Origin of the sequence: Actinomadura keratinilytica, assembly GCF_039539665.1 — a bacterium.
Lineage (GTDB): Bacteria > Actinomycetota > Actinomycetes > Streptosporangiales > Streptosporangiaceae > Spirillospora > Spirillospora keratinilytica.
In genome coordinates this window covers 91,090-117,462 of record NZ_BAABDO010000006.1, presented here as the reverse complement: position 1 = coordinate 117,462, position 26,373 = coordinate 91,090, and the positions used below count along the sequence as shown (strand labels likewise).

Genomic DNA, 26,373 nt, shown 5'->3' with positions numbered 1-26,373 from the left:
AACACCGAGACCGCGACAACCCCGTGACCAGCGTGATCAGGATGGAAAAGGCTCACTGAAAACGGCCGCGACGCGGCAGTTCTGGCGCATCTGCTGAGCGCGGAGGACGTAGTACCGATCGAGGTTGATGCCACGCCGGCCGATCACGCCCGCCGGGCGCTCAACCAGGGGCGGATACGAATCCCTGGTTATCGTGACAGCATTCAGGGGTGCGCGGTCGACGCTCCAAATGGGCAGGGGCGGCGGGAAGAAGGGCGTCAGTCCGAGCGATAGGTGATCACTTGGCCGGACTTGCCCACCTCCACCCAGAGGTCATTGCGGCACTCGAGGGCGCGCTGGTCTGCTTGCGAAAGCCCCTGCCCGCGCAAGGGCATGAAGAATGCCGTGCCCTCCATTCCGCCTGCGGCCACGCCTGCGGAGACCGTGAGGACCAGCAACGCGTACTTGTGCCCTTCCCCCGTGTAGGGAGTCACGATGAGACCCCCTTCAACGCATTGCTCCACCCAGGCATAGGGGACGTTCCGGGCCGCGGCGGTGGACAGCACACGGTCGAACGGCGCGTGATCGGGTGCTCCGTGTTCACCGTCACCGGTGATCACGACCACTTCCGGATAGCCGGCCTTCTGCAGGTTGGTGCGGGCGCGGGCGGCGATCACGGCGTCGATCTCGACGGAGACCACCTCGGCTCCGAGCTCGGCCAGGCATGCCGCGTTCCAGCCCGTGCCCGTGCCGATTTCGAGCACCCGCATGCCCGGCTTGAGCCTCAATGCCGCGATCATGTCGGCCATCACCGCGGGGGCGGAGGACGAGGACGATGGCCAGATGCCTCTTTTGAGTTGCGTCGTGATCGCGTCATCGGACGCGACCAGCCGCTCCCATCTGGCCGGATCATCCCGACGCGACAACCGAGCCCACTGCTTGTTCTCCACAACCCAGATGTCGTCGGGGATGAACACGCGCCGGTCTACGGGAGGAAGCGATGGGAACGTGATCGGCTTCTCGGTCATGAACTCCCCGATCCCCGGCAGGTGGGACAGACTGTCATATGCGTACCGCGCTCGTCCCTGCCGTCGCTCGTTATCGGGACTTCTCCCTCTCCTCCACAGGTCCCATAAGCGTCCTCTTTGGTGTGTTTGCCCATTTAACTGAACCTCTCTCACCCTAGTTTGATCACTTGGTATTTGCATGGTGGACTCAGATACTATCCCTTGCCTTCAAGGGGGCGGGCGCCGAACGGAAGCGACTTCTTCCACCTGAGTGACAGGCGCACGACAGGAAGTCACGGTAAATTCACAACAACGTCCGGCAGTGCGGGAGAAAGAGGCGGGCGCCATGGGCAAGCACAGCAAGAAGCAGACGTGTAGCGTGTGCAATGGTCAAAAGGGCCAGTGGGTGACCGATGACGGGAACGGGAAGCGACGCTGGCAGACGTGCATAGCGTGCAATGGGACCGGTGAGCAGTGAGGTCGGCTGAGGAGGCTTTGGCGGCGATCCCCAGGGAGCAGTTCATCCCGGAGGTGGTGTACGTACCGGGTCCTGACCATTTCCTGGTGCCGCTGCGGCGTTCCGCCGATCCCGACCGATGGCGACAGCTTGTGGAAGCCGAGAACGGCGCCGTGATCACAAAGGTCGGCCCTGACCCGATCGTTCCGGCTGAACTGTGCGATCCCGAAAGCGGACGCGGCATGGTGGCCGCCAGCATCGGCAGTGCGCCGCGCATCATGACCGCAATGATCAACGCTCTCGATCTCTCGCCGGGCATGCGCGTCCTGGAGATCGGCACCGGCACCGGCTACAACGCGGCCGTGCTGGCCTACCTGCTGGGCGAGCACAGCGTGATCAGCGTCGAGATCGACCCCGAGGTCGCCGACAACGCGCGGGCGGCCTTGCACCGGGCCGGGTACCGGGTCGAGGTGATCACCGGGGACGGCGAGGCCGGCTACCCGCCCGGCGCCCCCTACGACCGGATCATCGTCACCGCCGCGGCCCACACCGTGCCCTACGCCTGGGTGCAGCAGACCCGACCCGGCGGGGTGATCCTGGTCCCCTGGGCCCCGACGGTCCATCCCGAGCCGCCGCTGGCGCGGTTCACCGTCCGCGAGGACGGAACCGCCGACGGTCGGTTCATCGGCCCCGGGGGATTCATGCCCCTGAACTCCCAGCACCTTCCGCCCCGGGTCAGCCACGAGACCGAGGAGCGATGGATCAAGGCCGGCGAGCCCGACTACGGCCGGTTCGGCATCACCGTGACCGCTGACGGGCAGCGCGTGTGGTTGGACTCGCCCGACAATCCTTGGGAGGGCGGCTGAGCGAACGGCCGCGGCCTCTTTCAGCCCACGTCAAAGCGGGCCTGCCGGTACGCGGAGGCCTGCAGTTCGTACAGCTCGGCGTACAGGCCGCCAAGGCTCATCAGGTGCTCGTGGTCGCCCTCCTCGATGACGCGGCCGCCGTCCAGCACGTAGATGCGGTCGGCGTGCCGGACGCTGGCGAGCCGGTGGGTGATCAGCAGGACGGTGCGGCCGCGCTCGGCGGCGTGGTGGCGGATCTGCTCGAACAGGCGGTGCTCGGCGCGGGCGTCCAACGCGGCGGTCGGCTCGTCGCAGATCAGCAGCGGCGCGTCCCGGTAGAAGCCGCGGGCGGCGGCCAGCCGCTGCCACTGGCCGCCCGACAGCTCGCACCCGTCCACGAACCGCTTGTCCAGCAGCGTGGCCAGCCCGTGCGGCAGTTTGGCGATCACCTCGGCGGCGCCGGACGCGGCCGCCGCCTCCTCCACCGCCCGCCGCACCGAGCCGCTGTCGGGGTCGTCGCCCAGGGCGATGTTGTCGGCGGCGGTCATCGGCCAGTGCGTATGGTCCTGGGCGACCACGGCGATGGCGCGGCGCAGGTCGTCGGGGTCCACGTCGGACACGCGAACGCCGTCCCAGCGCACCTCGCCCCCCTGCGGCATGTACAGGCCCGCCAGGATCTTCGCGAGCGTCGTCTTGCCCGACCCGTTCTCCCCGACCAGCGCGACGATCTCGCCCCGCCGCAGCCGCACCGACACCTCGCGCAGGGACGGTGTGTCGCCGCCGGGGTAGGTGAACGTGACCGCCTCGGCCCTGATCTCGCGGAACGCCCGCAACGTCGCCACCGTGCCGGACGTGCCCTGCGTGCCGTTGGAGGCGCCGGGCGCGTCCGCCTCGGCCGCGGTGTCCGTGGGCAGGCGGGTTCCGGCCACCCGGCAGAAGCTGACGTAGTCGCCGAAGTACAGGCCGTCCTCGTAGCAGCGGTTCAGGGCGTAGACGAGGTTGATCAGCGAGTTCTGGCCGGTGCGGATCGCCAGGACGGCCGTCCCGGCGACCGCGAGGGGCATCACGCCCTGCCACAGCAGCACGCCGAGCGCCGTGTACATCAGCGCCGTGGCCAGGCCCTTGAGCACGTCGCCCCACACCCGGGTCATGGTCTGGCGGCGGGCGAGGGCCAGCAGGACGGCGCGGATGTGGTCGGCGAGGACGCCGTACCGCCGCAGCAGGAAGCCGCGCAGGTTGAACGAGCGGACCTCGGCGGCGTGCACCCGCTCGGTCATCAGCTCCGTGATGATCCAGCTGCGGCGGCGGGCCTCCACCAGGCTCAGCTGGGTCAGGTAGCCCTGGCGCGCCGCGCGCACCGCCGCCCAGCCCTCGGGCAGCGCGGTCAGCAGGAGCAGCGGCAGCAGCACCGGATGCAGCACGCCGAGCGCGCCCGCCGCGGCCGCGACCCCGACCGCGGCGGTGAACAGGTCCACGGCGTTGTCCACCATCGAGGGGGCCGAGTCGACGCCGCGCAGGCGCGCGCGGTGCAGGTGGTCCTGGAAGTCGGCGTCGTCGAAGGCGGTCAGGTCGATGCCGGTGGTGACCTCGTACAGGCGCCGCTCCACGATCTGCTCGACCTGGGGCCGCAGGCGGGCCTGCGCCCACTGCGCCGCCACCGCGAACGCCCCCCGCAGCGTGACGGCCCCGCCGACCAGCAGCAGCGCGGGCGCGGCCGAGCGCACCCGGTCGGGGGTGGGGCCGGCGGCGAACAGGGCCGTCAGGACGCCGGTGGTCGCCAGCAGCCCGAAGGCCGTGAACAGCCCGGCGACGACGTTGAGCACCACGGTGACGATCAGGTCGCGCCGGTTGGCCCGCCACGCCAGCGCCATGACCTGGCCGATGAGCGCGGGCAGCCGCCGGGCCATGGTGAGCATGCCGGTCTGCGACAGCTCGGCGGCCTTGGCGTGCCAGGACGACGAGTCGGCCAGCTTCGGCCCGAAGGTCTCCAGCAGCTCCTCGGGGCGGCGCGGCCGTCTGCGCAAGCGCAGCCTCATCGGGGCGCCTCGCTCCGGAGAGCGCGCGTGATGCCCGATCCGGCAGCGTCGTCGACCATCGGCACGGCCTCCCGCGGTGAGTGATCCGGGGACCACCTTCGGTGATCGGGCGCGGCGCGGGAAGACCGCCGACCGACTGTGGTCGCCGCCCGAAGGGAACAGAATTGTTACCTTTGGTAAGCCCGGCGGTGCCGACCGTGCTCACACGCGGCGACCGACGCCTCCGTAGAGCCAGATGGCGTCCAGGTGCGGCGGCGGGTCGCCGTCCGGCCGCCACAGCGGAAGCTGCACCAGTCCGGGGTCCACCATCTCCAGGCCGTCGAAGAAGCGCTTGATCTCGGCGCCGCTGCGGGTGACGAACGGTGCGGTGGCCTTGGCGTAGAAGCGGGTGGCCTCGGCGGACCGTTCGGGGTCGAAGTCATGCGTGCCGTGGCTCAGCACCAGATGGCTTCCCGGCGCCATGACACGCTTGAAACGCTCGACGATCCCGAAAGGATCTTCGGAGTCGCGAACGAAATGCAGGATCGCCACCAGCAGAACGGCAACGGGCTGATCGAAGTCGATGACCGCACGAACGTCGGGATTCCCCAGGATCCCATCGGGATCCCGCACATCCCCCTCGACCACGACAGTGGACTTCGCATCACCATCGGCCAACAGGGCTCGGGCGTGCACGAGGACCATGGGGTCGTTGTCCACGTAGACGATCCGCGCGTCCGGCGCGACCTCGTGCGCCACCTCGCTGGTGCTGCCCTGCGTCGGCAACCCCGTGCCGATGTCCAGGAACTGCCGGATGCCGGCCTCCGCGAGGAAACGCACCGCCCGGCCGAGGAAGGCGCGGTTCTCCAACGCCATCAGCCGGGCCTCGGGCAAGACGTTCAGCACCTTTTCGGCGGCCTCGCGGTCGGCCTCGAAGTTGTCCTTGCCGCCGAGGTAGTAGTCGTACATGCGCGCCGGGTGGGGTTTGCTCGGGTCCACCCGCTGTTGCCAGTCGCGTTCGCTCACTGCCGTTCCCCTGGTCGCCCGGCCGGTGTCAGCCGGACATTCTGCACGATCATGGGAACGCGAAGGTCACGATTGGGCCGACCATTTTCGTCAATATCGGTAACAGCGCTGGTGGACGCCGGTGGATGACCTGATGCGGCCATCCGGAGAACGGGGTCAGGCGCGGTAGGCGTCCGGCATCCAGTGGGCGGGGTCGTCCGGCGGCGGCGGGGTCGGGGCGGGCAGCAGGCGCAGCATGCGGCGCAGCGCGGGGCTGGTGTTCCCGCGGTGCCATACGACCGACCAGGGGGCGAGCGGCACCGGGTCGACCAGCCGGATGCGGTGCAGGCCGAAGTCGGGCGGGATCTCGATGCCGGCCTCGCCGAGCGCCACGTCGCGCTTCTCGCGGCGCACCAGTTCGCCGTAGTGGCGGTGCCCGATCGCCGGTTCGTAGAAGCGGATCGGCACGCCGAAGCGGCGGGCCAGGCCGGTCAGGTAGCCGCGCGCCTCGCTCGCGCCGCCCGGGTCGGCCATGGCGATGCCCGGCAGGTCGGACGGGCGCATCGCGTCCCGGGACGCCAGCGGATGGTCCAGCGGGACGAAGGCGTGCATCGGCTCCAGGTGCACCAGCCGGTGCGCCAGCTCCGGCGGCAGCGGCTCGGGCAGGTCCATGGCCTGGCCGAACGCGGCGTCGATCTCGCGGGTGCGCAGGGCGGGCAGGGCCAGTGCCAGGCCCTGGCGCATGCTGGGCTGGACGTGCAGCGACGGGTCGCGTTCCAGCAGTTCGCGCAGCAGCCGCATGGGGCTGAAGCGCTCGTCGAAGACGTCGACGCGCAGCGGCTGGGCGGTCTCGCGCACCGAGGCGACGGCCGCGTCGAACGCGGCGAGCGCGTCCTTGGCCAGCGGCAGGAAGCGGCGCCCGGCCGGGGTCAGCTCGACGCGGCGGGTGGTGCGGTCGAACAGCGACGCCGACAGCGCCTCCTCCAGCCTGCGGATGCGTTTGGACAGCGCCTGCTGGGTCAGGAACAGCCGGGCGGCGGCGCGGCCGAAGTGCATCTCCTCCGCGGCGGTGACGAACGCGCGCACGAGCTGGAGATCCACGTCCACGTGTCCAGATTAACCACCGCCGGTTGTCAATCACCCGTGAAGAGTTGTTGGACCTCGGCGGCGGCGGGCGGCTTTGCTGGGGCCATGACCACGAAGGACGAGCTGCCGTCCGGCTTCGACCCGGTGTTCCAGCGGCTGCTGCGCGAGCGCGTCATCTTCCTCGGGCAGCAGGTGGACGACGCCATCGCCAACCGGATCTGCGCCGAGATGCTGCTGCTGTCGGCCGAGGACCGCGACCGCGACATCTTCCTGTACATCAACTCCCCCGGCGGCTCGATCACCGCCGGGATGGCGATCTACGACATCATGCAGTACGTGCCCAACGACGTGGCCACGGTGTCGCTGGGCTTCACCGCGTCCATGGGGCAGTTCCTGCTGTCGGCCGGGACGCCCGGCAAGCGCTACGCCCTGCCGCACGCGCGGATCCTGATGCACCAGCCGTCCGGCGGTGTCGCGGGCACCGCGTCCGACGTGCGGATCCAGGCGGAGAACATGCGCTACACCAAGCGGATCGTGCAGGAGCTGATCGCGCGGCACACCGGTCAGCCGGTCGAGCGGATCGAGGCCGACTCCGACCGCGACCGGTTCTTCACCGCCGAGGAGGCCAGGGAGTACGGCTTCGTCGACCATGTGGTGCGCACCGCTCCCCGGGTGACCGCCGCCGCCTGAGCCCGAGCACCGCACCCGAAGGCCCGCCGCGGCGGGCCTTCGTCGTTGCCCGGCATGCCCATCGCCGTTGACGGGACGCGTCCGCATGGCCCACCATGAACACATGTTCATGAACGCATGTTCATATGGAGGGCCGCGATGAGCGCCACCGCACCGAAGATCGTCAACACCCACCAGGCCGAGGCGTGGAACGGCTACGAGGGCGAGCACTGGGCCGCCCACCGCGACCGCTACGACGCGGTCAACGGCGGCTTCAACGACGCGCTGCTGGACGCGGCCGCGATCGGCGAGCGCGACCGCGTGCTGGACGTCGGCTGCGGCAACGGGCAGGTGACGCGGCTGGCGGCGCGGCGGGCCCGGCTGGGGCAGGTCACCGGCGTGGACCTGTCCCAGCCGATGCTGCGCACGGCGCGCCTGGCCGCCCTCGACGAGCAGGTCGGCAACGTGACGTTCGAGCGCGGCGACGCCCAGGTGCACCCCTTCCCCGACGGCGCGTTCGACGTGGCGATCAGCCGGTTCGGCGTGATGTTCTTCGCCGACCCGGTCGCGGCGTTCGCCAACATCCGGCGCGCGCTGCGCCCCGGGGGACGGGTGGCGTTCCTGTGCATGCAGCCGGTTCGGGGCAGCGCCCTCGGGGAGCTGTTCGCGGCCATGGCCGAGCACGTGCCGCAGTTGCGTCCCGTCGGCGCGGCCGACGCCGGGCCGACCTCGCTGGCCGACCCGGAGCGGGTGCGCGCCGTCCTGGGCGACGGCGCCGGGTTCCGCGACGTGACGTGCACGCATGTGGAGGCGGTGCAGGTCTGGGGGCGGGACGCGGCCGACGCGGCGCGGTTCCTCGGCGGCTGGGGCCCGGTGCGGCACCACCTCGGCGGGGTGGACGAGGCGACGGCGGCACGGGCGCTGGAGGCGCTGGAGGTCGCGATGCGGCGGTTCGAGGAGCCGGACGCCGTCCGGCTGCCGACGTCCGCCTGGCTGGTCACCGCGCTGCGATGACCGGACGGATCGTGCTGCTGGGCGGGTACGGGGCGGTGGGCCGCGCGGCGGCCGCCGCGCTGACCGGCCGCTGGCCGGGCGAGATCGTCGTCGCGGGACGCGATCCGGCGAAGGCGCGCTCGGTGCCCGGGACCGTGCCCCTTCGCGTCGACCTGCGGGTCGCCGCCGACATCGCCCGGGCCGTGACCGGCGCCCACGCCGTCATCATGTGCGCCGAGCAGAGCAATGCCCGGGTGGCGGGCGCCTGCCTCGACCGGGGCGTCCACTACCTGGACGTCTCCGCCTCCGCCGAACGCCTGGCGCGGATCGAGCGGCTGCGGGGGCGCCGCTCGGCGACGGCGGTGCTGAGCGTGGGGCTGGCGCCCGGCGTGACCAACCTGCTGGCCCGGCACTGCGTCGACGTCGCTCCGCCCGCCCCCCAACTGCGGATCGGCGTGCTGATAGGCGGTGGCGAGCGCCATGGGGCGGCGGCGGTCGACTGGACGCTGGACGGGCTGGGCGAGACGGGGCCCTCGTGGCGCATGCGGTTCCCCGAGCCCTTCGGCACGCGGGTCGTCCGCCGGTTCCCGTTCTCCGACCAGTACACGCTGCCCGCGACCCTGGGCGTCGAACGCGTCGCCACGGGGCTGTGCCTGGACTCACGGTCGCTGTCGGGCCTACTGGGGGCGCCGGGGGTCGCACGTCTGCTGCGCCGGCCTCGGCTGCGCCTGCTCGCGCGGGACTTGCTGGGCCGGGTGCACGTGGGGAGCGACGCGTTCGCGGTGACCGTTTCGTACGGGGCCGTCAGCGCGTCGTTCAGCGGACGACGGCAGAGCCGCGCCACCGGGCTGGTGGCCGCGCTGCTCGCCACCCGGCTGGACGCGCTGCCCCGGGGCGTCCACCACATCGAGGAGGTGGTGGAACCCGGGCCGTTCCTGGACGAGCTGGCGGCCGAGGGCTTCACGTGGCGGCCGCCCGAATACGATCAGAGGTGATGTCGCCGAGGAGAGCCGCCGCGCTGCGGGGCGGAGAGCAGAGCCTGCGCGAGCACCTGATCGCGACCGCCGAACGCCTCATCCGCGAACGCGGGACGGCCGGGCTGACCGTGCGGCTCATCGCCCGCGAGGCCGGGGTCGCCGACGGGGTGCTCTACAACCACTTCGCCGACAAGGAAGAGCTGCTGGCGTGCGCGCTGCGGGCCCGCGTGCGCGCGGTGGAGAGCGGGCTCGGCGACCTCCCCGGCGCGGGCACCGCGACGGTGGAGGAGAACCTGCGCGCCTACATCGTCTACGGCATGCGGCTGCACGCGGGCATCCTGCCCGCCTTCGCCGGGCTGGTCGGGCAGCCCGCCGTCCTGGCCCGGTTCGCCGACCCCGGCGGCGGAGGCGGCCGGCCCGGCGGGGACTGGCGCGACCGGCTGCTGGCCTACCTGCGGGACGAACGGGAACTGGGCAGGCTCGCGCCGGACGCGCGGATCGAGGCGGCGGCCAGGATGATCGTGGGCGTGTGCCACGAGGCGGTGACGTCGACGTTCGTCCACGGGTACGCCCGGCCCGCGCAGCCGCCCGGGGACGACGAGGTCGGCGACCTGGTCGCGGCCGTGCTCGACGGCATCGCCCCGGGACGCCGCCCCGGCCGGCGCCCCGGCCGGCGTCCCGACCGGCAATAGGCCATCTGACGGATTATCTGCTGACGAACTAACCTGGCGGCATGACCGTCACGCGAACGATCCCGGACCTGTCCTACCTGTTCAACCACACCAGCCATGTGCTGAAGACGCACATGACGGCCGCTCTGGACGAGATCGGGCTGACCCCGCGCATGCACTGCGTGCTCGTGCACGCCCTGGAGGAGGAGCGCACCCAGATCCAGCTCGCCGAGGTGTGCGACATGGACAAGACCACCATGGTCGTCACGCTGGACGCGCTGGAGAAGGCCGGGTACGCCGAGCGCCGCCCGTCCAGCCGCGACCGGCGCGCCCGGATCGTCTCGGTCACCGAGCGCGGCGCCGAGATCGCCGAGCGCAGCATGCGGATCGTCGACCGGGTGCACGGCGCGGTGCTGGAGGCGCTGCCGGAGGACGAGCGGGAGGTGTTCGTGCGCGCCATGGAGCGTCTGGCCGGTGGCCACCTGGCGGAGCCGGTGGACGCCTCGTGCCGCCGGCCGCGCGAGCGCACCGCCGCCATATAGGCCCGCACCGGATAGGTCCGAACAAGATAGATCACAAGAGGATCGTCTACTAAAAAACCATCTGCTACTGTCTCTCCTGTCGAGCTCGTCATGTGCTGACAGGAGATGACCCATGTCCAAGACCCCCTCCCCCGCGACCGAGGCCGCACCCCCGCGGCCCGCGGTCGGCCCGGACGAGGCGGCGGCGCCCGCGTCCCGGCGCCGCCGGTACGCGCTGGCCGTGCTGTGCGCCGCGTCGCTGATGATCATCTTGGACGGCAGCATCGTCACCGTGGCGCTGCCCGCCATCCAGGCCGACCTGGGGTTCAGCCCGTCCGGCCTGACCTGGACGGTGAACGCCTACATGATCGCGTTCGGCGGGCTGCTGCTGCTCGCCGGGCGGCTGGGCGACCTGGCGGGCCGCCGCCGGGTGCTGCTGGCCGGGCTGGGGGTGTTCACCGCGGCCTCGGTGCTGTGCGGGTCGGCCGTCACGCCTGCGATGCTGGTCGCCGCCCGGTTCGCTCAGGGCGCCGGGGGCGCGCTGGCCTCCGCGGTCTCCCTCGGGATCATCGTGACGCTGTTCACCGACCCGGGCGAGCGGGGCCGGGCCATCGGCGCGTTCGCGTTCACCGGCGCGACCGGCGCCGTGCTCGGGCAGGTGCTCGGCGGGCTGCTCACCGACGGGCTCGGCTGGAACTGGGTGTTCTTCATCAACGTGCCGATCGGCGCGGCCGCGATCATCGGGGTGGTGCGGCTGCTGCCCGACGACCCCGGGCTCGGGCTGCGGCGCGGCGCCGACGTGCTCGGCGGCGTGCTCGTCACCGCCGGGTCCATGCTGACCGTGTACACGATCGTGCAGATCGAGCGGTCCGGCTGGGCGTCGGCGCGCACCCTCGGCCTGGCCGCCGGCGCGGCGGTGCTGCTGGCCGCGTTCGTCGCCCGCCAGGCCACCGCCGCCGCTCCCCTGCTGCCGCTGCGGACGCTGCGGGTCCGCAACGTGTGGGGCGCCAACCTGGTGCAGCTGCTGACGATCGCGGCGATGTTCGGGTTCCAGATCCTCATCGCGCTGCACATGCAGCAGGTGCGCGGCTACAGCGCGACCGAGACCGGCCTGGCCATGCTGCCCGCCGCGATCATCATCGGCGGGCTGTCCCTGGGGGTGTCGGCGCGGCTGATCGGCCGGTTCGGCGAGCGGACGGTCCTGCTGGCCGGGCTCGTCCCGGTGCTGGTCGGGTACGCGGGGCTGACCCGCCTGCCGGCGGACGGCCCCTACGCCGTCCGCCTGCTGCCGGTGATGGTGCTGGTCGGCGGGTTCGGCCTGGCCCTGCCCGCGCTGACCGGCCTGGGCATGTCCGGGGCGCGCGACGACGACGCCGGGGCGGTGTCCGGCCTGTTCCACACCACCCAGCAGATCGGCGCCGCGCTCGGTGTCGCGGCCCTGTCCACGTTCGTCGCCGCCCGGGCCGATCACCTGCGCGCGGGCGGCCTGGCGGAGGCGCCGGCGCTGACCGGCGGACACCGGCTGGCGTTCACCGTCGGCACCGGGCTGCTGGTGGCCGCGATCGCGACCGCACTGCTCGTGCTGCGCCGCGTCCCCGCCGGGCAGAAGGGCTGACGCGAAAATGACCGGCGGATACTCTCCCGGCACCGGCCCCGGGCCGAAGAAGCCGACCGACGAGGAGCTGTCGCGCCTGCTCGGCGAGCACCGGTTCGGTGCGCTGGCGACCAACAAGAGCAACGGGCATCCCGCGCTGTCCACGGTGCTCTACCACTGGGATCCGCAGGAGCGCGTCCTGCGCTTCTCCACCACGGCCGACCGGCTCAAGGTGCGCCATGTGCGCAACGACCCCCGCGTGGCGCTGTACGTCACCTCGGCCGACCACATGACGTACGTGGTCGCCGAGGGCGTGGCGGAGGCGTCCCCGGTGAGCGAGCGGCCCGGCGACGGGACCGGCCGCGAGCTGCTGGCCATCTACCCGGCCGAGCTGAGCCCCGCCGATCAGGCCGTCTTCCTGGAGAACATGGTCAAGGACCGGCGGCTGGTGGTCAGGATCCGGGTGACGCGGCTGTACGGGCTGACCGTCGGCGGCTAGCCGGAGAACCGGTCAGTGCGGCAGCGCGTACAGCAGCAGCGGCACGAGCGCGAGGACCGGGACGGCGACCGTCGCGGCGACCCGGGCGGGGCGGCCCAGCGGCACCGGCTGCAGCAGCCGGTTGACCCGGGCCATCACCGGGATGTCGTCGGCGGTCGCGACGCCGAGGGCGCCGGACGGGGCGGCCGCGGGGCGGGCGGCGGCGAACCGCAGCAGCGCGGTGGCCAGCTCGCGGGGCGCGCGGTGCCGCCGGGCGCGGTCGTCGGCGGCCATCTCGATGAGCAGCTCGACCGCGTCCAGGCACCGCCCGACCAGCCCGATCTGCGGGAAGACGTGGCGCAGCGAGGCGAACGGCAGCAGCACCAGGTCGTGCCGCTCGCGGGCGTGGGCGCGTTCGTGCGCCAGCACCGCGGCCAGCTCGGCCGGGTCGAGCAGCTCCAGGGTCCCGGCGCTGACCACGACCTTGGACGAGCGCACGCCCGGCACGCAGTAGGCCGCGGCGGCGGGGTGGTCGAGCACGAGGGTGCCGGGGACGGCGGCGTCGCGGCGGGAGATCAGCTCCAGCAGCGCGCGATGGCGGCGCCGGGCCCGCACCACCCGGAACACCGCGTAGGCCAGCATCGCCAGCAGCACGGCGGCCAGGGTGACCGCCGCCAGCAGCGCGACGGCGTGCCAGGCGTCGAGGCGGGCGGCGCGGTCGGCCAGCAGCAGCGGCAGGCCGCCGATGATGCCGTGGTCGTAGGGCATGAGCGCGAAGCCCAGCAGGGCGCCGATCGTGGCGACGCCCCAGCCCAGCCCGAGGGCCTGCCAGAGGGCTATCGCGGTGCGGGGGGAACGCCACGTCCACCGGGCCCGCGACAGCAGGTGCGCCCCGCCAACGGTCCCGATGGAGATCAGTGCGAGCAGGGCGGCGCCGGTCATGCCGGTGGCTCCTTGCCGGTGGTGAGGTTCCGGTCGGACGGGTTCGCCTCAGGCGGCTCCCCCTCCCGCAGCTTAGCGCTGGTAGGGCCGGTAGACGAGCCGTTGCCGGTCAGCTCGGCGAGGGCCTGGCGGATCACGTCGGCCTCGGTCTGCGACACCGAGTGCACGAAGCGCACCAGGGCCGCGTCGCGGTCGCCGGTCTCGTTGAGGGCGCCCAGCATGAGCTCGGTGACGTACTCCTCGCGGCTGGCGACCGGGCGGTAGCGCCAGGCGCGGCCGTCCCGCTCGCGGTGCAGGAAGCCCTTCTTGGCCAGCCGGTCCAGGACCGTCATGACGGTGGTGTGCGCGAGATCCCGCTCGCTCGCCAGGGCTCTGCTGACGTCGCGGGCGGTGGCGGCCGGCAGTCCGGCGCCGTCCCGCTCCCAGAGGACCTCCATGACCGTGCGCTCAAGCTCTCCCAGACCCTTCACGACCGCCAGGGTATCCGACTGAGAGGGACGTCACCACGGCCGGTAGTACCACCCTCTGTAGTACTACGACTTGTAGTACTACAGTTTGTCCCATGAGCTCCCTCGCGCTGCTCGCGCAGAACGCGACCGGGGCGGCCACCCCGGCGGACTTCATGGCCGCGCGCCAGCAGATGGCCTTCACCCTCGGCTTCCACATCATCCTGGCCAGCATCGGGATCGGACTGCCCGCGATCACCCTGCTGGCCGAATGGCGGTCGCTGCGCACCGGCGACGCCGTCTACGCCGAGCTGGCCCGGCGCTGGATGAAGGCCGCGGGCGTGCTGTTCGCGGTCGGCGCCGTCTCCGGCACCGTGCTGTCGTTCGAGATGGGCACCCTGTGGCCGGGGTTCATGGACACCTACGGGCAGGTGTTCGGCGCCGCGTTCGCCCTGGAGGGCATCGCCTTCTTCATCGAGGCCATCTTCATGGGCGTCTACCTGTACGGCTGGGACCGGCTGTCGCCCCGGGCGCACTTCCTCACCGGAATCCCCGTGGTGATCGGCGGCCTGCTGTCGGCCTCGTTCGTGGTGACGGTGAACGCGTGGATGAACCAGCCGCGAGGGTTCCGGCTGGAGAACGGCCAGGTCACCGACGTCGACCCGCTGGCGGCCATGTTCAACCCGGCCACCCCGACGCAGGCGGTGCACCTGGTGCTGGCGTCGCTGATGGTGTGCGGGTTCATCGTCGCGTCGGTGTACGCGGTGGCGCTGCTGCGCGACGCGCGCGCGGGCCGGGTGGACCGCTACCACCGGCTCGGGTTCGCCATCCCGTTCTCCCTGGGCGCGGTGTGCGCCCCGCTGCAGGTGCTGGTCGGCGACTGGGCGGTGCGGTTCGTCGCCGACAACCAGCCGGTCAAGTTCGCCGCCATGGAGGGCGTCGAGCACACCGAGGCGGGGGTGCCGTTCCGGTTCGCCGTGCTGGAGATCCCCAACGCGCTGTCGCTGATGCTGCGGTTCGACGCGAGCGCCACCCTGCGCGGGCTGGACTCCTTCCCCGCGGACGCGCGGCCCCCCGCCGAGGTCGTCCGGACCTCCTTCGAGATCATGATCGCGATCGGGACGGCGCTGCTGGCGCTGGCCGCCTGGTGGGGCCTGGCCTGGTGGCTGCGCCGCCGGGCGGGCGGGGCGCGCGCCGACCTGCCGTGGCGGCCGTGGTTCCTGCGGCTGGCCGCCGCGTCCGGGGTCGCCGCGTCGGTCGCCATGCTCGCCGGATGGACCACCACCGAGGTGGGGCGGCAGCCGTGGATCGTGTACGGGGTGATGCGCACCGAGGAGGCGGTCAACCCCAGCCCCGGCCTGCGCTACGGCCTCTACGTCGTGCTGGCGGTGTACACCGTCCTGGCCGCCGCGACGATCAGCGTGCTGCGGCGGATGCGGCGCCGCCCCGAGCCCGCGGCGGCGGACGGGCCGCCCGCGCCTCCTGAGGCCGGCACCGGCGCGGCCAAGACCAGCGGACGGCCCGCGGACCGGGAGACGGCCGGGACGGCCGCCGCCGGCGCGGGCGGGGCGAGGAGCGCACGATGAGCTACGCGGACGTCGCGATCGGCCTGATCCTGGTGGGGCTGTCGGCCTACCTGCTGTTCGGCGGGGCGGACTTCGGCGCCGGGCTGTGGCACCTGGTGTCGCGGCGGCGCGGCGACCAGCGGGTCATCGAGCACGCCATGGGGCCGCTGTGGGAGGCCAACCACGTCTGGCTGATCTTCGTGATGGTGCTGACCTGGACGGCGTTCCCGCCGGTGTTCGCCGACGTGATGGCGACGCACTGGGTGCCGCTGTCGCTGGCGGCCCTCGGCATCGTGGCGCGCGGCAGCACGTTCGTGTTCGCCAAGGCCGTGCCGGACCAGGGCTGGTACCGGTGGATCTTCGGGGTGTCGTCGGTGCTGACGCCCTACTGCCTGGGCGCGGTGGCCGCCGCGCTCGCCGTCGGCGCGTCCGGCTGGCTCACCCCGGCCGGGCTGTACGGCGGGGTGCTCACCACCGTGCTGTGCGCGTACCTGGCGGCCGTCTACCTGATCTGGGACGCGCGGCGGCTCGGCGACCAGAGCGCCTCCCTGCGCTTCCGCGGCTTCGCGCTGATGTCCGGCGCGGCGGTCGGGCTGCTGGCGCTGCCCGGCGCCGCCGCGTTCGGGGTGCACGACCCGCTGATCCTGGCGTCGGCGGCGGCCGGGCTGGTCTCGCTGGTGCTGCTGGTGCGGCGGTCCTATCTCGCGGTGCGGGTGACCGGCGCGCTCGCCGTGGTCACCGTGCTGTGGGGCGCCGCCGCCATGGCCGACCTGGACCTGGACGCGGCCGCCGCGCACGACGCCGTGCTGAAGGTCGTGCTGTTCTCCCTCGGCGCGGGGGCGCTGATCCTCGTGCCGTCGATGGCGTGGCTGTTCGTCCTGTTCCAGCGCGGGGCCCCGCGGAGCGAGCAGCCCCGCGCCACCTGACCAGCGGCGCGCCGGACGGTCACGGTCGGCAGCCTTTCGTCCGGCGCGCCGGCTGCCCTCAAGCCCCGCGGCCGGGACGTCTCGCCCTCGGCGTCCCGGCCGCGGTCACGCCTCCTGCGGCAGGAAGCGCCCGAACCGCCCCCGGTGGTAGAGCAGCGGCCGGTCGGACCCGCGGATGTCGGTGGCCGTCACCAGGCCAACGACCAGGATGTGGTCGCCGATGTCGATCGTCGTGTACGGGACGCACAGCAGGTGGGCGCACACGTCGTCCAGCAGCGGGGTGCCGTCGCCGTGCGGGCGCCACCGGGTGGGCGGGGCGAACCGGTCGATGCCGCGCCGGGCGAACCGGGACGCCACGTCGGCCTGCCCGGCCTCCAGGATGTTCACCGCGAACCGCTCCGCGCGGCGCATCGACGGCCACGTGGTCGAGCCGCGGTCGACGTAGAACGACACCAGCGGCGGGGACAGGCTGACGGAGGAGAACGAGGTCGCGGTCAGCCCGACCGGCTCCGTGCCGCACGCGGCGGTGACCACCACCACCCCGGCCGCGTGCAGCGCCAGGGCGCGCCGGAACCGGTCCTCGTCGATCATCTGGTCGGGCAGCACTTCGGTCATCACCGAGTCCTTTCGCGGGGGCGTGAATCCCGGGGCGGTCAGCGTGGTCGCACGGGACGGGGGCTAGACGAAGGGGACGGCGGGTGCGGCCGGTTCGGGGCCGCCCGCGTGGTGCTTCCACAGGCCGCGGTCGGCCAGCAGCGGCAGGACGCCCTCGCCGAACCAGTACGCCTCCTCCAGGTGCGGGTAGCCGGACAGGACGAACTCCTCCAGGCCCAGCTCGGCGTACTCGGCGATCCGTTCGGCGACCTCGGTGTGGCTGCCGACCAGGGCCGTCCCGGCGCCGCCGCGGACCAGGCCCACGCCCGCCCACAGGTTGGGGGCGACCTCCAGCTCGCGCAGGTCGCGGCGGGCGGCGCCGCCGTGCAGTTCGAGCATGCGCCGCTGCCCCTCCGACTCGCTGCGCCGCAGGTTCGCCTGCACCTGCTCGATCGTCTCCGGGGAGATGCCGGCCAGCAGCCGCCCGGCGTGCGCCCACGCCTCCTCGGCGGTGTCGCGGGTGATGACGTGCAGCCGGATGCCGAACCGCACGCGGCGGCCCTGCTCGTCGGCCAGCCGGCGGATCCAGGCGATCTTCTCGGCGACGGCGGCGGGCGGCTCGCCCCAGGTCAGGTAGACGTCGGTGTGCCGGGCCGCCACCGGGCCCGCCTCCGGCGACGACCCGCCGAAGTACAGCGGCGGGACGGGGTGCGGCGGCTTGGCCAGCCGGGCGCCCTCGACCGTGATGTGCCGGCCCGCGAAGTCGATCTTCTCGCCCCGCCACAGGGCGCGCACGACGTGCAGGAACTCGTCGGTGCGGGCGTACCGCTCGGCCTTGTCGAGGAAGTCGCCGTAGGCGCGCTGCTCGTGGGCCTCGCCGCCGGTGACGACGTTCAGCAGCAGCCGGCCCCGCGAGTGCCGCTGGTAGGTGGCGGCCATCTGGGCGGCCAGCACCGGGCTGAGCAGGCCCGGCCGGAACGCCACGAGGAACTTCAGCGTCTCGGAGGTCTCCACGAGCATGGCCGTGCTGAGCCAGGCGTCCTCGCACCACGCGCCGGTTGGGGTCAGCGCGCCCTCGAAGCCGAGGGCTTCGGCGGCGGCCACGATCTGGCCCAGGTAGCGCAGGGTGGCCGGGCGGTCCCCGGCGGCGGCGCCGGCGTCCAGGCCGTGGCCTCCGCCGACGATGTAGCGGCTGTCGCCGTAGGTGGGCAGGAACCAGTGGAAGGTCAGCGTCACAGGGGCCCCCTCTTGTCAGAGCACGCCGTGCCGGGGCGGCGGCGTTCCGTTGAGCACGTACCGGCCGATGTGCTGGACCTTCCAGCGCACCGGGTCGTGCAGGGTGTGGGTGCGGGCGTTGCGCCAGTGCCGGTGCAGGTTCAGCCCGTCCAGGCTGGAGCGGGTGCCCGACACCTCGAACAGCGCGTTGGTGATCTCGATCGCGGCGCGGTCGGCGGCCGTCTTGGCGACGGCGACGGCGATGGACGCCTCGGCGGCGGTCTCATCGGTGAGGTCGTGCCGGGCCCTCTCCACGGCGCGTCCCGCCTCGGCCAGCAGCGCCCGCGCGGCGCGTTCGACGACGGCCAGCTCGCCGAACCTCTGGATGAGCAGCGGGTCCTCGGCGGCGGTGGCGCAGCCGCTCTCGAACCACGGGCGGGCCTTGGTCCGCACGAACTCGGCGGCCTCGCGCAGCGCACCGCCGGCGATGCCGGTGTCGATGGCCGTGTGCAGCAGCTGGGCGTAGGCGCCGTGCACCTGCGGGCCGGTGAACGTCAGGTGGTGCGGGACGACGCGTTCGGCCGGGACGCGCACGTCGTTGAGCCGCACCGTGCCGCTGGCGGTGGTGCGCTGCCCCATCCCGGACCAGTCGTCCACGATCTCCAGACCGGGGGCGTCCCTGGGCACGTAGGCGACGTGCAGCCGGTCGCCCTCGCCCGGGACCTCCAGCTGGGCGAGCACCGGCACCCAGTGGGCGAACAGCGCGCCCGTGCAGTAGAACTTCTCGCCGGTCAGGACGTAGCCGCCGGCGCGGTGCGGGCGCAGGCGGGTGCGGTAGTCCTGGACGTGCCTGGTGTGCGCCTCGGACTGGGCGTTGCCGAACCGCCTGCCCGCCAGCGCCTCGGCGAAGAAGAACTTGCGCTGCTCGGCGTCGCCCTGCTGGGCCAGCACCCGCAGGTACACCACGTGGCTCTGCGGGATCTGCGCGATGCTGGGGTCGGCCTCGGCCAGCAGCCGGTACACCTCGGCGAGCGTGTCGGCGCGCACGTCCGCGCCGCCGTGCTCGCGCGGCACGGTGATCGCCAGCAGGCCGCTGCGGGACAGCTCGTCCAGCTCGGCGTGCGGCAGGATCCGCCGGGCGTCGCGTTCGGCCGCGCCGGCGGCGAACTCGGCGGCCAGCCGCGCGGCGGTCGCCACGGCCTCCTCGTCGGACCGGATGACGTGCGCGTGCTCGTGTTCGCGGTCGGCCATGGTCATCCCACCTTTTCCGCGGGGCGGGCGGCGTCGGGTGCGGTGCCGGTGCGGCGGTGGCGGGCCCCGGGGTGGTCGTGGCGCAGGCGGACCTGGCCGGGGCCGAGCAGGTTCTCGCGCAGGGTCGCCGACTCGTAGTCGGCCGGCACCCGGCCGCGGCGCCGCAGCTCCGGGACGACCAGGTCGACGAAGTCGGCGAAGGTGCCGGGCGTGACGGCGTAGGCGAGGTTGAACCCGTCGATGCCGGTCTCGTCCACCCACGACTCCAGCTCGTCGGCCACGGTGGCCGGGGAGCCCGCCACGACCGGGCCGATCCCGCCGATGGCCAGGTAGCGGCCGATGTCGCGGGGCGTCCAGCGGTGCTCCGGGTCGATCGTGGTGAAGATCTCCAGCGCGGACTGCACGGCGTCGGTGCGCACGTATTCGAGCGGCTCGTCGGGGTCGTACTCGGACAGGTCCAGGCCGCTCCACCCGCCGTACAGCGCCATCGCGCCCTCATGGGAGGAGTAGCGCAGGTAGTCGTCGTGCTTGGCGCGGGCCTCGGCGTCGGTGGGCGCGGTGATCGCGGTGAACAGGATGAAGATCTTCAGGCTGTCGGGGTCGCGGCCGGCGCGGGCGGCGCGTTCGCGGATGTCGGCGACCCGCTTGCGCAGCCCCTCCTTGGTGACCGCGTTGATGAACACGCCCTCGGCGTGCCGGGCGGCGAACGCCCGGCCCGGCGTGGACGCGCCCGCCTGGTAGATCACGGGGGTGCGCTGCGGCGACGGCTCGCTGAGGAACACCCCGGGCACCTCGAAGTACCGGCCCTTGTGCCCGATCTCGTGCACCTTGGCGGGGTCGGTGAACACGCCCCGGCGCAGGTCCCTGACGACCGCGTCGTCCTCCCAGGACCCCTCCCACAGCTTGTAGCAGACCTCGAGGAACTCCTCGGCGACCTCGTACCGGTCGTCGTGGTCGCGCTGGCGCCGCATGCCCAGGTTGCGGGCGGCGCTGTCGAGGTAGGACGTGACGACGTTCCAGGCGATGCGGCCCTTGGTCAGGTGGTCCAGCGTGGTGAACTTGCGGGCCAGGTTGTAGGGCTGCTCGTAGGTGAGGGACACCGTCACGCCGAAGCCGAGGTGCCGGGTGGCCGCCGCCATCGCCGACACCACCAGCAGCGGGTCGTTCAGCGGGATCTGCGCGGCCTGCCGCACGGCCGGGTCGCGGGAACCGGTGTAGACGTCGTACACGCCGAGCACGTCGGCCAGGAACAGCGAGTCGAACCGCCCCCGCTCCAGCAGCCGCGCCAGGTCGATCCAGTAGTCCAGATCGGTGTACCGGTACGCCTGGTCGTCGGGATGCCGCCACAGCCCGGGGGCCTGGTGGCCGACGCAGCTCATGTCGAAGGCGTTGAGGAAGATCCGTTTCTTCCGTTCGGGGACGGGTGTCATGCGCAACTCCTTTGCTGAGAACGGGTCATTTCACGGCACCCGCGGACAGGCCCGCCACCAGGCGGCGCTGGGCCAGCAGCGCCAGCACGTACACCGGGGCCACGCCGATGACCGAGGCGACGGCCTGCTGGCCGAACTGGACGTTGCGGTCGCCCTGGAACCGCGACAGCGCGACGGGCAGCGTCTGCACCGAGGTCTCCTGGGCGAGGCTCAGCGCGAACAGCAGCTCGTTGTAGCCCAGGAAGAAGCAGATCAGCCCGGACGCGACGATCCCCGGCGCGGCCAGCGGGACGACCACGTGCCGCAGCGCGCCCCAGGCGCCCAGGCCGTCCAGCCAGGCCGCCTCCTCCACCTCGCGCGGCACGCGGCGGACGAATCCGTCCAGCAGCCACACCGCGACCGGCACGTTCGCCAGCCCGGTGACCAGCGCCAGCCCGGTGAGGGTGTTGCTGAGCCCGGCGGTGCGCAGCAGGTAGAACAGCGGCAGCACGGCCACCACCGGCGGCGCGCAGTACGAGGCCAGCACCAGCGACAGCAGCCGCTCGCCGCCGCGCCGGGCGCGGGCGGTGTAGTACGCGGCGGGCACCGCGACCGCGAGGGTGACGACGACGCCCCCGGCGGCGACGATCCACGAGTTGGCCAGGTGGCGGGGCAGGTCGATGGACTCGAAGGTGTCGGGCCAGTTCCGCCAGAACAGCGTGCTCGGCAGCAGCCCGCCGTTCAGCACGTCGTCCCGCGACCGCACCGACAGCGACACGATGTACACCAGCGGCACCGCCATCAGCGCCGCGACCAGCGCCAGCAGGCCCGTGATCCAGCGGCGGCTCACCGCTCGGCCCTCACGGCCCGCCGCCGCACGGCCGCCACCAGCGTGGCGACCGCCCCGACCACCAGCGAGAACAGCAGCGTCTCGGCGGCGGCCGTGCCGACCTTGAACGACTCCAGCGCGGTCCGCTGGATCTCGTAGGTGGAGGTGTTGGTGGCGGCGCCCGGGCCTCCGGCCGTCACCACGTACACGATGTCGAACACCTTGAACCCGCCGACGAGCCGCAGCAGCAGCACGGCCAGCAGCGCCGGACGCACGTACGGCAGCACCACCGACACCAGCAGCCGCAGCCGGTTCGCGCCGTCGAGCACCGCCGCCTCGCGCAGCTCCCCCGGCACGCCCAGCAGCGCCGCGTACACCAGCAGCGCCACGAACGGCGTCCACTGCCAGGTGTCGATCACGACCAGCGCGAGGAACGCGCCGCGCTCATCGCCCAGCGGGTTGACCGGTGCCAGTCCGGCCAGGCCGAGCGCCCCGTTGAGCGCGCCGCCCACCGGGGCCAGCAGCAGCTTCCAGGCGACCCCGACCATGACGGGCGGGGTGACCAGCGGCAGCAGCAGGAACCCGCCGAGCAGGCCGAGCCGGCGGCCGCGCGCGTGCAGCGCCAGCGCCAGCGCGGTCCCGGCCACCAGCTGCACGGACGCCGCCAGCACCGCGAACACCGCCGACCGCCACAGCGACCCGGTGAACACGTCGTTCTCCAGCGCGGCGCGGAAGTTGTCGGCGCCGACCCACTCGCGCAGCGGCTGCGCCAGCGTCGACTCGGTGAGCGCCAGGGCCACCAGGTAGACCAGCGGGTAGGCGGTGAACACCAGCAGGGCGAGGGTGACCGGCGCGGCCTGCCAGGGGGAGACGCCCGACCAGCGGCGGGCGCGGCGCCTTCGCAGCGCGCCCCACCGCACGGCCGGGCGGCCGATCGCGCTGTCAGCCAAGCCGCTTCTCCCAGGCGCTCTGCACCTTCTCCAGGGTCTGCCGCGCCTGCTGCTTGCCCTGCAGGGCCAGCGCCAGCTCGTCGACCAGCGTCTGCAGCAGCTCGGGCGCCTCGGGGCCGTTCGGCCAGACCAGCGGCCTGCCCGACAGCCCCTCGGCGACGACGTCGGCGGCCCGGCCGAACGACTTGCGGAAGACCTCGGACTTCAGGGTGCTGGTGCGGATGGGGTCCGAGCCGCTGGTCGAGACGGCGATCTGCGCCTCGTTCTGCTTGCGGCTCGCGGCGAACTTCACGAACGCGGCGGCGGCCTCCTTCTTCTTCGACAGCTTCGACACGCCGAGCGCGAAGCCGGCGTCCAGCGAGGTGTTGTGCGCGGTGTTGGAGCCGCCGACGGGCAGCGTCACCACGTCCCACTTGTCGACGACCTTGGACTGCTTGGGGTCCTGCGCCTTGACCGAGTGGTCGGTCCAGAACTCCAGCTGGGCGGCCCGCCCGGCCAGGAACGCCGGCAGCGCCTGGTCGAAGCCGGTCTGCAGCGGGGTCGGCAGCGCGTGCGGGGCGACGTCCAGCAGCGACTGCAGCGCCGCGACCGCCTCCTCGGAGGCCAGGGCGGGTTTGCCGGTGTCGTCCAGGAAGCGGCCGCCGAAGCCGACGAGCCGGTTGGCGAACGTGCAGCCGAGGATGATCGGCACCTGCTGGCCTTCGACGATCACGCCGTAGTGCTCGCCGCGCCCGTCCTTGGTGATCTTCTCGGCGGCGGCGTTGGAGTCCTCCCAGGTCTTCGGGGCGTCCAGCCTGTACTTCTCGAACAGCTCGGTGTTGTAGAAGAGGATGTGGGTGTCGCCGTCGAACGGCAGGCCCCACCGCCGCCCGTTGTACAGGGTGTACGGGTCGTAGATCGACGGCAGCAGGTCGCCGGTGTCGATGTCGGGGTTGGCCTTGATGTAGTCGGTCAGGTCCTCCAGGACGCCGCCCTCGGCCAGGCTGCCCAGCCCGACGTACCAGTACATGATCACGTCGTACTGCCCCGCGCCGGACTGCGCGTCCAGCATCGCCGTGGCCAGCAGCTTGTCGTACGGCACCGGGGTGACCTGGATGTCGGCGCCGGTCTCGGCCTGGAAACTGCGGCGCAGCACCTCGAACGCCCCGGCGTTGGGCTGGTTGACCAGCACCTTGAGCGTCTGGCCGGAGAGTTCGGGCTTGGCGGCCGGGTCCAGTGCGTCGCCGCCGCCGTCGCCGCCGCAGGCGCCCAGCAGCGGACCGGCGGCGGCCAGCGCGCCGGCGCCGAGGGCGCCGCGCAGCACGGCGCGCCGGGACAGGTGGGGGGACAGGTGGGCTCGGGACATCGTGCGTCCGTTCTGCGGGGTCGGTTCGGTCGGGGGCGTTGGTCAGGTGTAGAGCGAGAACTCGGGGAACCGGCCGGTCAAGAAGTGCGCGCCGACCTCGCGCTTCTTGTAGGAGACGGGGTCGTGCAGGGTGTGCGTGCGGGCGTTGCGCCAGAACCGGTCCAGGGCCAGCGCCGCCCGGGTCGAGCGGGCGCCCGTCACCTCGAAGATGCGCGACGAGACGTTCAGCGACACCTCGGTGGCGGCGACCTTGGCGGCGGCGATCAGCACGGCCAGCTCGCCGCGCCGCCGCTCGGTCAGCGCCTCCCGGTCGGGGGCGTGCAGCACCTGCTCGATCTCCTCGACCGCCTGGTCGGCCAGCGCGCGGGCCGCCTTCACCCGGGCCAGCAGGTCGCCGTAGAGGGCCAGCACGTAGGGGTCGTCCACGGCCCGGTCCACGCCGCTGAACAGCCACGGCCGGGTGGTGGTGCGGGTGTAGTCGCGGGCGGCCGCCAGCGCGCCCTCGGCGATGCCGATGTAGAACTGCACGAACACCAGCTGGATCGCGGGCGTCACCAGCGTCGTCCAGGGGGACGGGTCGGCCAGCGACCCGATGACGTCCTCCTCCGGCACCGGGACGGCGGAGAACGACACGCTTCCGCTGGCCGACAGCCGCTGCCCGATGTTGTCCCAGTCGTCCGGCCGGTGCACGCCCTCGTGCCGGGGATCGACGATCACCACGAGCGGCTCGCCGGTGTGCGCGTGCACGGCGCCGACGGCGAGGCGGTCGCCCACCCGCGCGCCGGTGGCGAACGTCTTGGTGCCGTTCAGCTCGAACCCGCCGTCCTTCGGTGTCAGCGTCAGGTCGGGGTCGCGGGGGTTGAACGCGCCGCCCCACAGCCACCGCTCCTCGGCGGCCTGGGGCTCGACGCGCTCGCGCAGCTTCTCCTCGCCGAAGAAGTGCAGGTTCCACGACAGCAGGTAGTGGTAGCCGAGCAGCTGCCCGATGCCGCCGTCGGCCGCGGCGATCTCCCTGGTCACCTGGTAGGCGGTGCGCCAGGTCCGGCCCGCGCCGCCGCGCTCGGCGGGGATCAGCAGGGTCAGCAGCCCGGCCCGGCGCAGCACCTCCACCTCGGCGAACGGCGGGCGGCCCGCCCGGTCGCGCTCGGCCGCGTCCGCGGCCAGCTCGGCGGCGGCCGCGCGGGCCCGCGCGAGCCACCCCTCGTGGTCGCGCGGTGTCGTCTCGGTCTCGGGTGTGGTCTCGGTCTCGGGTGTGGTCTCGGTCTCGTTGGTCGTCACGTCGGCTCTCCCGGAACGAAAATCAGACGATGCCGTTGGCGGGCGGGACGGTGCCGTTGAGGGCGTGGTCGCCGAGGTGCTGCAGCTTCCAGCGGCGCGGGTCGTGCAGGGTGTGGGTGCGGGCGTTCCGCCAGTGCCGGTCGAGGTTGTACCGTTCCAGCGACGCGCGGGCACCGACCACGCCCAGCACCTCGCTGGCCACGGTCAGCGCGGCGATGTCGGCCTGCGCCCGCGCCGCCGCGACGGCCAGCGACGCCTCGGCCACCGGGTCGGTGTCCGTCAGGCTCCCCGTGTCGAGGGCGGGGGTGCCCGCCAGCACCGCGTCCAGGGCCTGCCCGGCGCGCACCAGCAGCGCCTCGGCCGCGCGGACCAGCAGCGCCAGCTCGCCGAACTTCTGGATCACCAGCGGCTCCGCGGCCAGCCGGTCCACCTTCGCCTCCGGCCACGGCCGGGCCGACTCGCGGACGAAGGCCGCCCCCTCCGCCAGCGCTCCCCCGGCGATGCCGACGTCGATCGCGGCGTGCATGTACTGCCCGTAGGCGCCGAACACCTCGGGCCGCTCGAACGTGCGGTAGTGCGGCACCACCCGGTCGGCGGGGACCCGCACGTCGCGCAGGTGGACGGTGCCGCTGCCGGTGCCGCGCTGCCCGAACCCCGACCAGTCGTCCACCACTTCCAGCCCGGGCGCGCCCGCAGGGACGAACACCGCGTGCACGCGGTTCTGATCGTCGGTCGCGTACACCGGAATCCAGTCCGCGAACGGGGACCCGGTGGCATAGGACTTGGTGCCGCTGACGGTGTAGCCGCCGTCCGGCAGCGGTGTCAGCCGCGTCCGGAACTCGAACGCGTCGCGTGCACCGGCCTCGGCCAGCGCGTTGCCGAACAGCCGGCCCTTGAGCAGTTCGGCGTAGAAGAACTCGCGCTGCTCCTTCGTGCCGTTCTCGGCCAGCACCCGGACGAAGAAGAAGTGGTTCTGCGGGATCTGCCCGACGCTGGGGTCGGCCGCCGCCAGCAGCCGGAACACCTCCCCCAGCGTCACCGCGCCCACTCCGGCGCCGCCGTGCTCGCGCGGCACCGTGATGCCCAGCAGACCCGACTCGGCCAGCTCGGCGATCTCGGTCACCGGCGGCGTCCGCTCGGCGTCGCGGCGCGCCGCGCCGACCGCCAGCCGCGCCGCCAGCCGCCGGGCGGCCTCGACCGCCTCGGCGTCATCACGGATCAGATAGGCCATGACCGGCCCGACCTCCAGGGAACAATGCGCGCAGGCCGCGAGGGCATGCGCGTACCTCGACAGAAAAGGTGATCACCACACGGCGGACCCCGGCG

Annotated in this window: 25 protein-coding genes; 10 read left to right on the top strand and 15 right to left on the bottom strand. The window is 72.9% G+C overall.

The window, feature by feature from the left end:
• Positions 1-257 precede the first annotated feature (257 nt).
• Positions 258-1,007 carry a protein-L-isoaspartate O-methyltransferase family protein gene (locus tag ABD879_RS03875; protein WP_345017481.1) on the bottom strand — a complete coding sequence of 250 codons (750 nt, stop codon included), beginning with the start codon at positions 1,005-1,007 and terminating at the stop codon, positions 258-260.
• Between the two features lie 588 nt (positions 1,008-1,595).
• On the opposite strand from ABD879_RS03875, the gene ABD879_RS03870 reads away from it, so the two are divergent.
• Positions 1,596-2,309, top strand: a complete 714-nt coding sequence (locus ABD879_RS03870) for a methyltransferase domain-containing protein (protein WP_345017479.1) — start codon at positions 1,596-1,598, stop codon at positions 2,307-2,309.
• A 20-nt stretch (positions 2,310-2,329) separates the two neighbouring features.
• Here the strand turns inward: ABD879_RS03870 and ABD879_RS03865 are convergent, their stop codons facing one another.
• The 3 genes from ABD879_RS03865 to ABD879_RS03855 form a co-directional block, all read right to left on the bottom strand.
• The gene (locus ABD879_RS03865; RefSeq protein ID WP_345017478.1) at positions 2,330-4,324 is read right to left on the bottom strand and encodes an ABC transporter ATP-binding protein; all 1,995 of its coding nucleotides are present in this window, start codon (positions 4,322-4,324) and stop codon (positions 2,330-2,332) included.
• Between the two features lie 201 nt (positions 4,325-4,525).
• Positions 4,526-5,329, bottom strand: coding sequence for an SAM-dependent methyltransferase (locus ABD879_RS03860; RefSeq protein WP_345017476.1), 804 nt, complete (start codon positions 5,327-5,329; stop codon positions 4,526-4,528).
• A gap of 156 nt (positions 5,330-5,485) precedes the next feature.
• Complete coding sequence (locus tag ABD879_RS03855) at positions 5,486-6,415, bottom strand: LysR family transcriptional regulator (protein WP_345017474.1); 930 nt, start codon at positions 6,413-6,415, stop codon at positions 5,486-5,488.
• A gap of 84 nt (positions 6,416-6,499) precedes the next feature.
• Here ABD879_RS03855 and ABD879_RS03850 point away from each other — a divergent pair, with 84 nt between their 5' ends.
• From ABD879_RS03850 to ABD879_RS03820, 7 genes are all read left to right on the top strand, one after another.
• Positions 6,500-7,084: an ATP-dependent Clp protease proteolytic subunit gene (locus ABD879_RS03850; RefSeq protein WP_345017472.1), complete on the top strand. Its 585-nt coding sequence runs from the start codon at positions 6,500-6,502 to the stop codon at positions 7,082-7,084.
• A 138-nt stretch (positions 7,085-7,222) separates the two neighbouring features.
• Positions 7,223-8,077, top strand: a complete 855-nt coding sequence (locus ABD879_RS03845) for a class I SAM-dependent methyltransferase (protein ID WP_345017470.1) — start codon at positions 7,223-7,225, stop codon at positions 8,075-8,077.
• On the top strand, positions 8,074-9,051 hold the full coding sequence (locus ABD879_RS03840) for a saccharopine dehydrogenase NADP-binding domain-containing protein (protein ID WP_345017468.1): 978 nt from the start codon (positions 8,074-8,076) through the stop codon (positions 9,049-9,051). Before ABD879_RS03845 ends, ABD879_RS03840 begins: the two co-directional genes overlap by 4 nt.
• Entirely contained in the window at positions 9,051-9,725 is a 675-nt protein-coding gene (locus ABD879_RS03835) for a TetR/AcrR family transcriptional regulator (protein ID WP_345017466.1), read from the top strand. Before ABD879_RS03840 ends, ABD879_RS03835 begins: the two co-directional genes overlap by 1 nt.
• A 41-nt stretch (positions 9,726-9,766) precedes the next feature.
• Positions 9,767-10,246 (top strand): MarR family winged helix-turn-helix transcriptional regulator, encoded by a 480-nt coding sequence (locus ABD879_RS03830; protein ID WP_345017464.1) that lies wholly within the window; start codon positions 9,767-9,769, stop codon positions 10,244-10,246.
• A 112-nt stretch (positions 10,247-10,358) separates the two neighbouring features.
• On the top strand, positions 10,359-11,840 hold the full coding sequence (locus ABD879_RS03825) for an MFS transporter (RefSeq protein ID WP_345017462.1): 1,482 nt from the start codon (positions 10,359-10,361) through the stop codon (positions 11,838-11,840).
• Between the two features lie 7 nt (positions 11,841-11,847).
• Entirely contained in the window at positions 11,848-12,318 is a 471-nt protein-coding gene (locus ABD879_RS03820) for a pyridoxamine 5'-phosphate oxidase family protein (RefSeq protein WP_345017460.1), read from the top strand.
• Positions 12,319-12,330: 12 nt separating this feature from the next.
• On the opposite strand, the gene ABD879_RS03815 is transcribed toward ABD879_RS03820, so the two are convergent.
• Positions 12,331-13,239: a M56 family metallopeptidase gene (locus tag ABD879_RS03815; RefSeq protein ID WP_345017458.1), complete on the bottom strand. Its 909-nt coding sequence runs from the start codon at positions 13,237-13,239 to the stop codon at positions 12,331-12,333.
• Complete coding sequence (locus ABD879_RS03810; RefSeq protein WP_345017457.1) at positions 13,236-13,709, bottom strand: BlaI/MecI/CopY family transcriptional regulator; 474 nt, start codon at positions 13,707-13,709, stop codon at positions 13,236-13,238. Before ABD879_RS03810 ends, ABD879_RS03815 begins: the two co-directional genes overlap by 4 nt.
• A gap of 92 nt (positions 13,710-13,801) precedes the next feature.
• Between ABD879_RS03810 and ABD879_RS03805 the strand changes: the two genes are divergently transcribed.
• A complete protein-coding gene (locus ABD879_RS03805) occupies positions 13,802-15,271 on the top strand; it encodes a cytochrome ubiquinol oxidase subunit I (protein ID WP_345017455.1) in 1,470 nt (489 codons plus the stop codon).
• Positions 15,268-16,176 carry a cytochrome d ubiquinol oxidase subunit II gene (locus ABD879_RS03800; protein ID WP_345017453.1) on the top strand — a complete coding sequence of 303 codons (909 nt, stop codon included), beginning with the start codon at positions 15,268-15,270 and terminating at the stop codon, positions 16,174-16,176. Before ABD879_RS03805 ends, ABD879_RS03800 begins: the two co-directional genes overlap by 4 nt.
• A 105-nt stretch (positions 16,177-16,281) precedes the next feature.
• On the opposite strand, the gene ABD879_RS03795 is transcribed toward ABD879_RS03800, so the two are convergent.
• The 9 genes from ABD879_RS03795 to ABD879_RS03755 form a co-directional block, all read right to left on the bottom strand.
• Positions 16,282-16,791 carry a flavin reductase family protein gene (locus ABD879_RS03795; protein ID WP_345017451.1) on the bottom strand — a complete coding sequence of 170 codons (510 nt, stop codon included), beginning with the start codon at positions 16,789-16,791 and terminating at the stop codon, positions 16,282-16,284.
• Between the two features lie 63 nt (positions 16,792-16,854).
• Entirely contained in the window at positions 16,855-18,006 is a 1,152-nt protein-coding gene (locus tag ABD879_RS03790) for an LLM class flavin-dependent oxidoreductase (protein ID WP_345017449.1), read from the bottom strand.
• Positions 18,007-18,021: 15 nt separating this feature from the next.
• Complete coding sequence (locus ABD879_RS03785) at positions 18,022-19,236, bottom strand: SfnB family sulfur acquisition oxidoreductase (RefSeq protein ID WP_345017447.1); 1,215 nt, start codon at positions 19,234-19,236, stop codon at positions 18,022-18,024.
• 2 nt (positions 19,237-19,238) lie between these two features.
• Positions 19,239-20,666, bottom strand: coding sequence for an LLM class flavin-dependent oxidoreductase (locus ABD879_RS03780; protein WP_345017445.1), 1,428 nt, complete (start codon positions 20,664-20,666; stop codon positions 19,239-19,241).
• Between the two features lie 25 nt (positions 20,667-20,691).
• Positions 20,692-21,495 carry a carbohydrate ABC transporter permease gene (locus tag ABD879_RS03775; protein ID WP_345017443.1) on the bottom strand — a complete coding sequence of 268 codons (804 nt, stop codon included), beginning with the start codon at positions 21,493-21,495 and terminating at the stop codon, positions 20,692-20,694.
• A complete protein-coding gene (locus ABD879_RS03770; RefSeq protein ID WP_345017441.1) occupies positions 21,492-22,424 on the bottom strand; it encodes a carbohydrate ABC transporter permease in 933 nt (310 codons plus the stop codon). The genes ABD879_RS03775 and ABD879_RS03770 overlap by 4 nt, the downstream gene beginning before the upstream one ends.
• Positions 22,417-23,769: an ABC transporter substrate-binding protein gene (locus tag ABD879_RS03765; protein WP_345017439.1), complete on the bottom strand. Its 1,353-nt coding sequence runs from the start codon at positions 23,767-23,769 to the stop codon at positions 22,417-22,419. Before ABD879_RS03765 ends, ABD879_RS03770 begins: the two co-directional genes overlap by 8 nt.
• Positions 23,770-23,811: 42 nt before the next feature.
• Complete coding sequence (locus ABD879_RS03760) at positions 23,812-25,047, bottom strand: acyl-CoA dehydrogenase family protein (RefSeq protein ID WP_345017437.1); 1,236 nt, start codon at positions 25,045-25,047, stop codon at positions 23,812-23,814.
• Positions 25,048-25,069: 22 nt separating this feature from the next.
• On the bottom strand, positions 25,070-26,278 hold the full coding sequence (locus ABD879_RS03755) for an SfnB family sulfur acquisition oxidoreductase (protein ID WP_345017435.1): 1,209 nt from the start codon (positions 26,276-26,278) through the stop codon (positions 25,070-25,072).
• Positions 26,279-26,373: the final 95 nt, after the last annotated feature.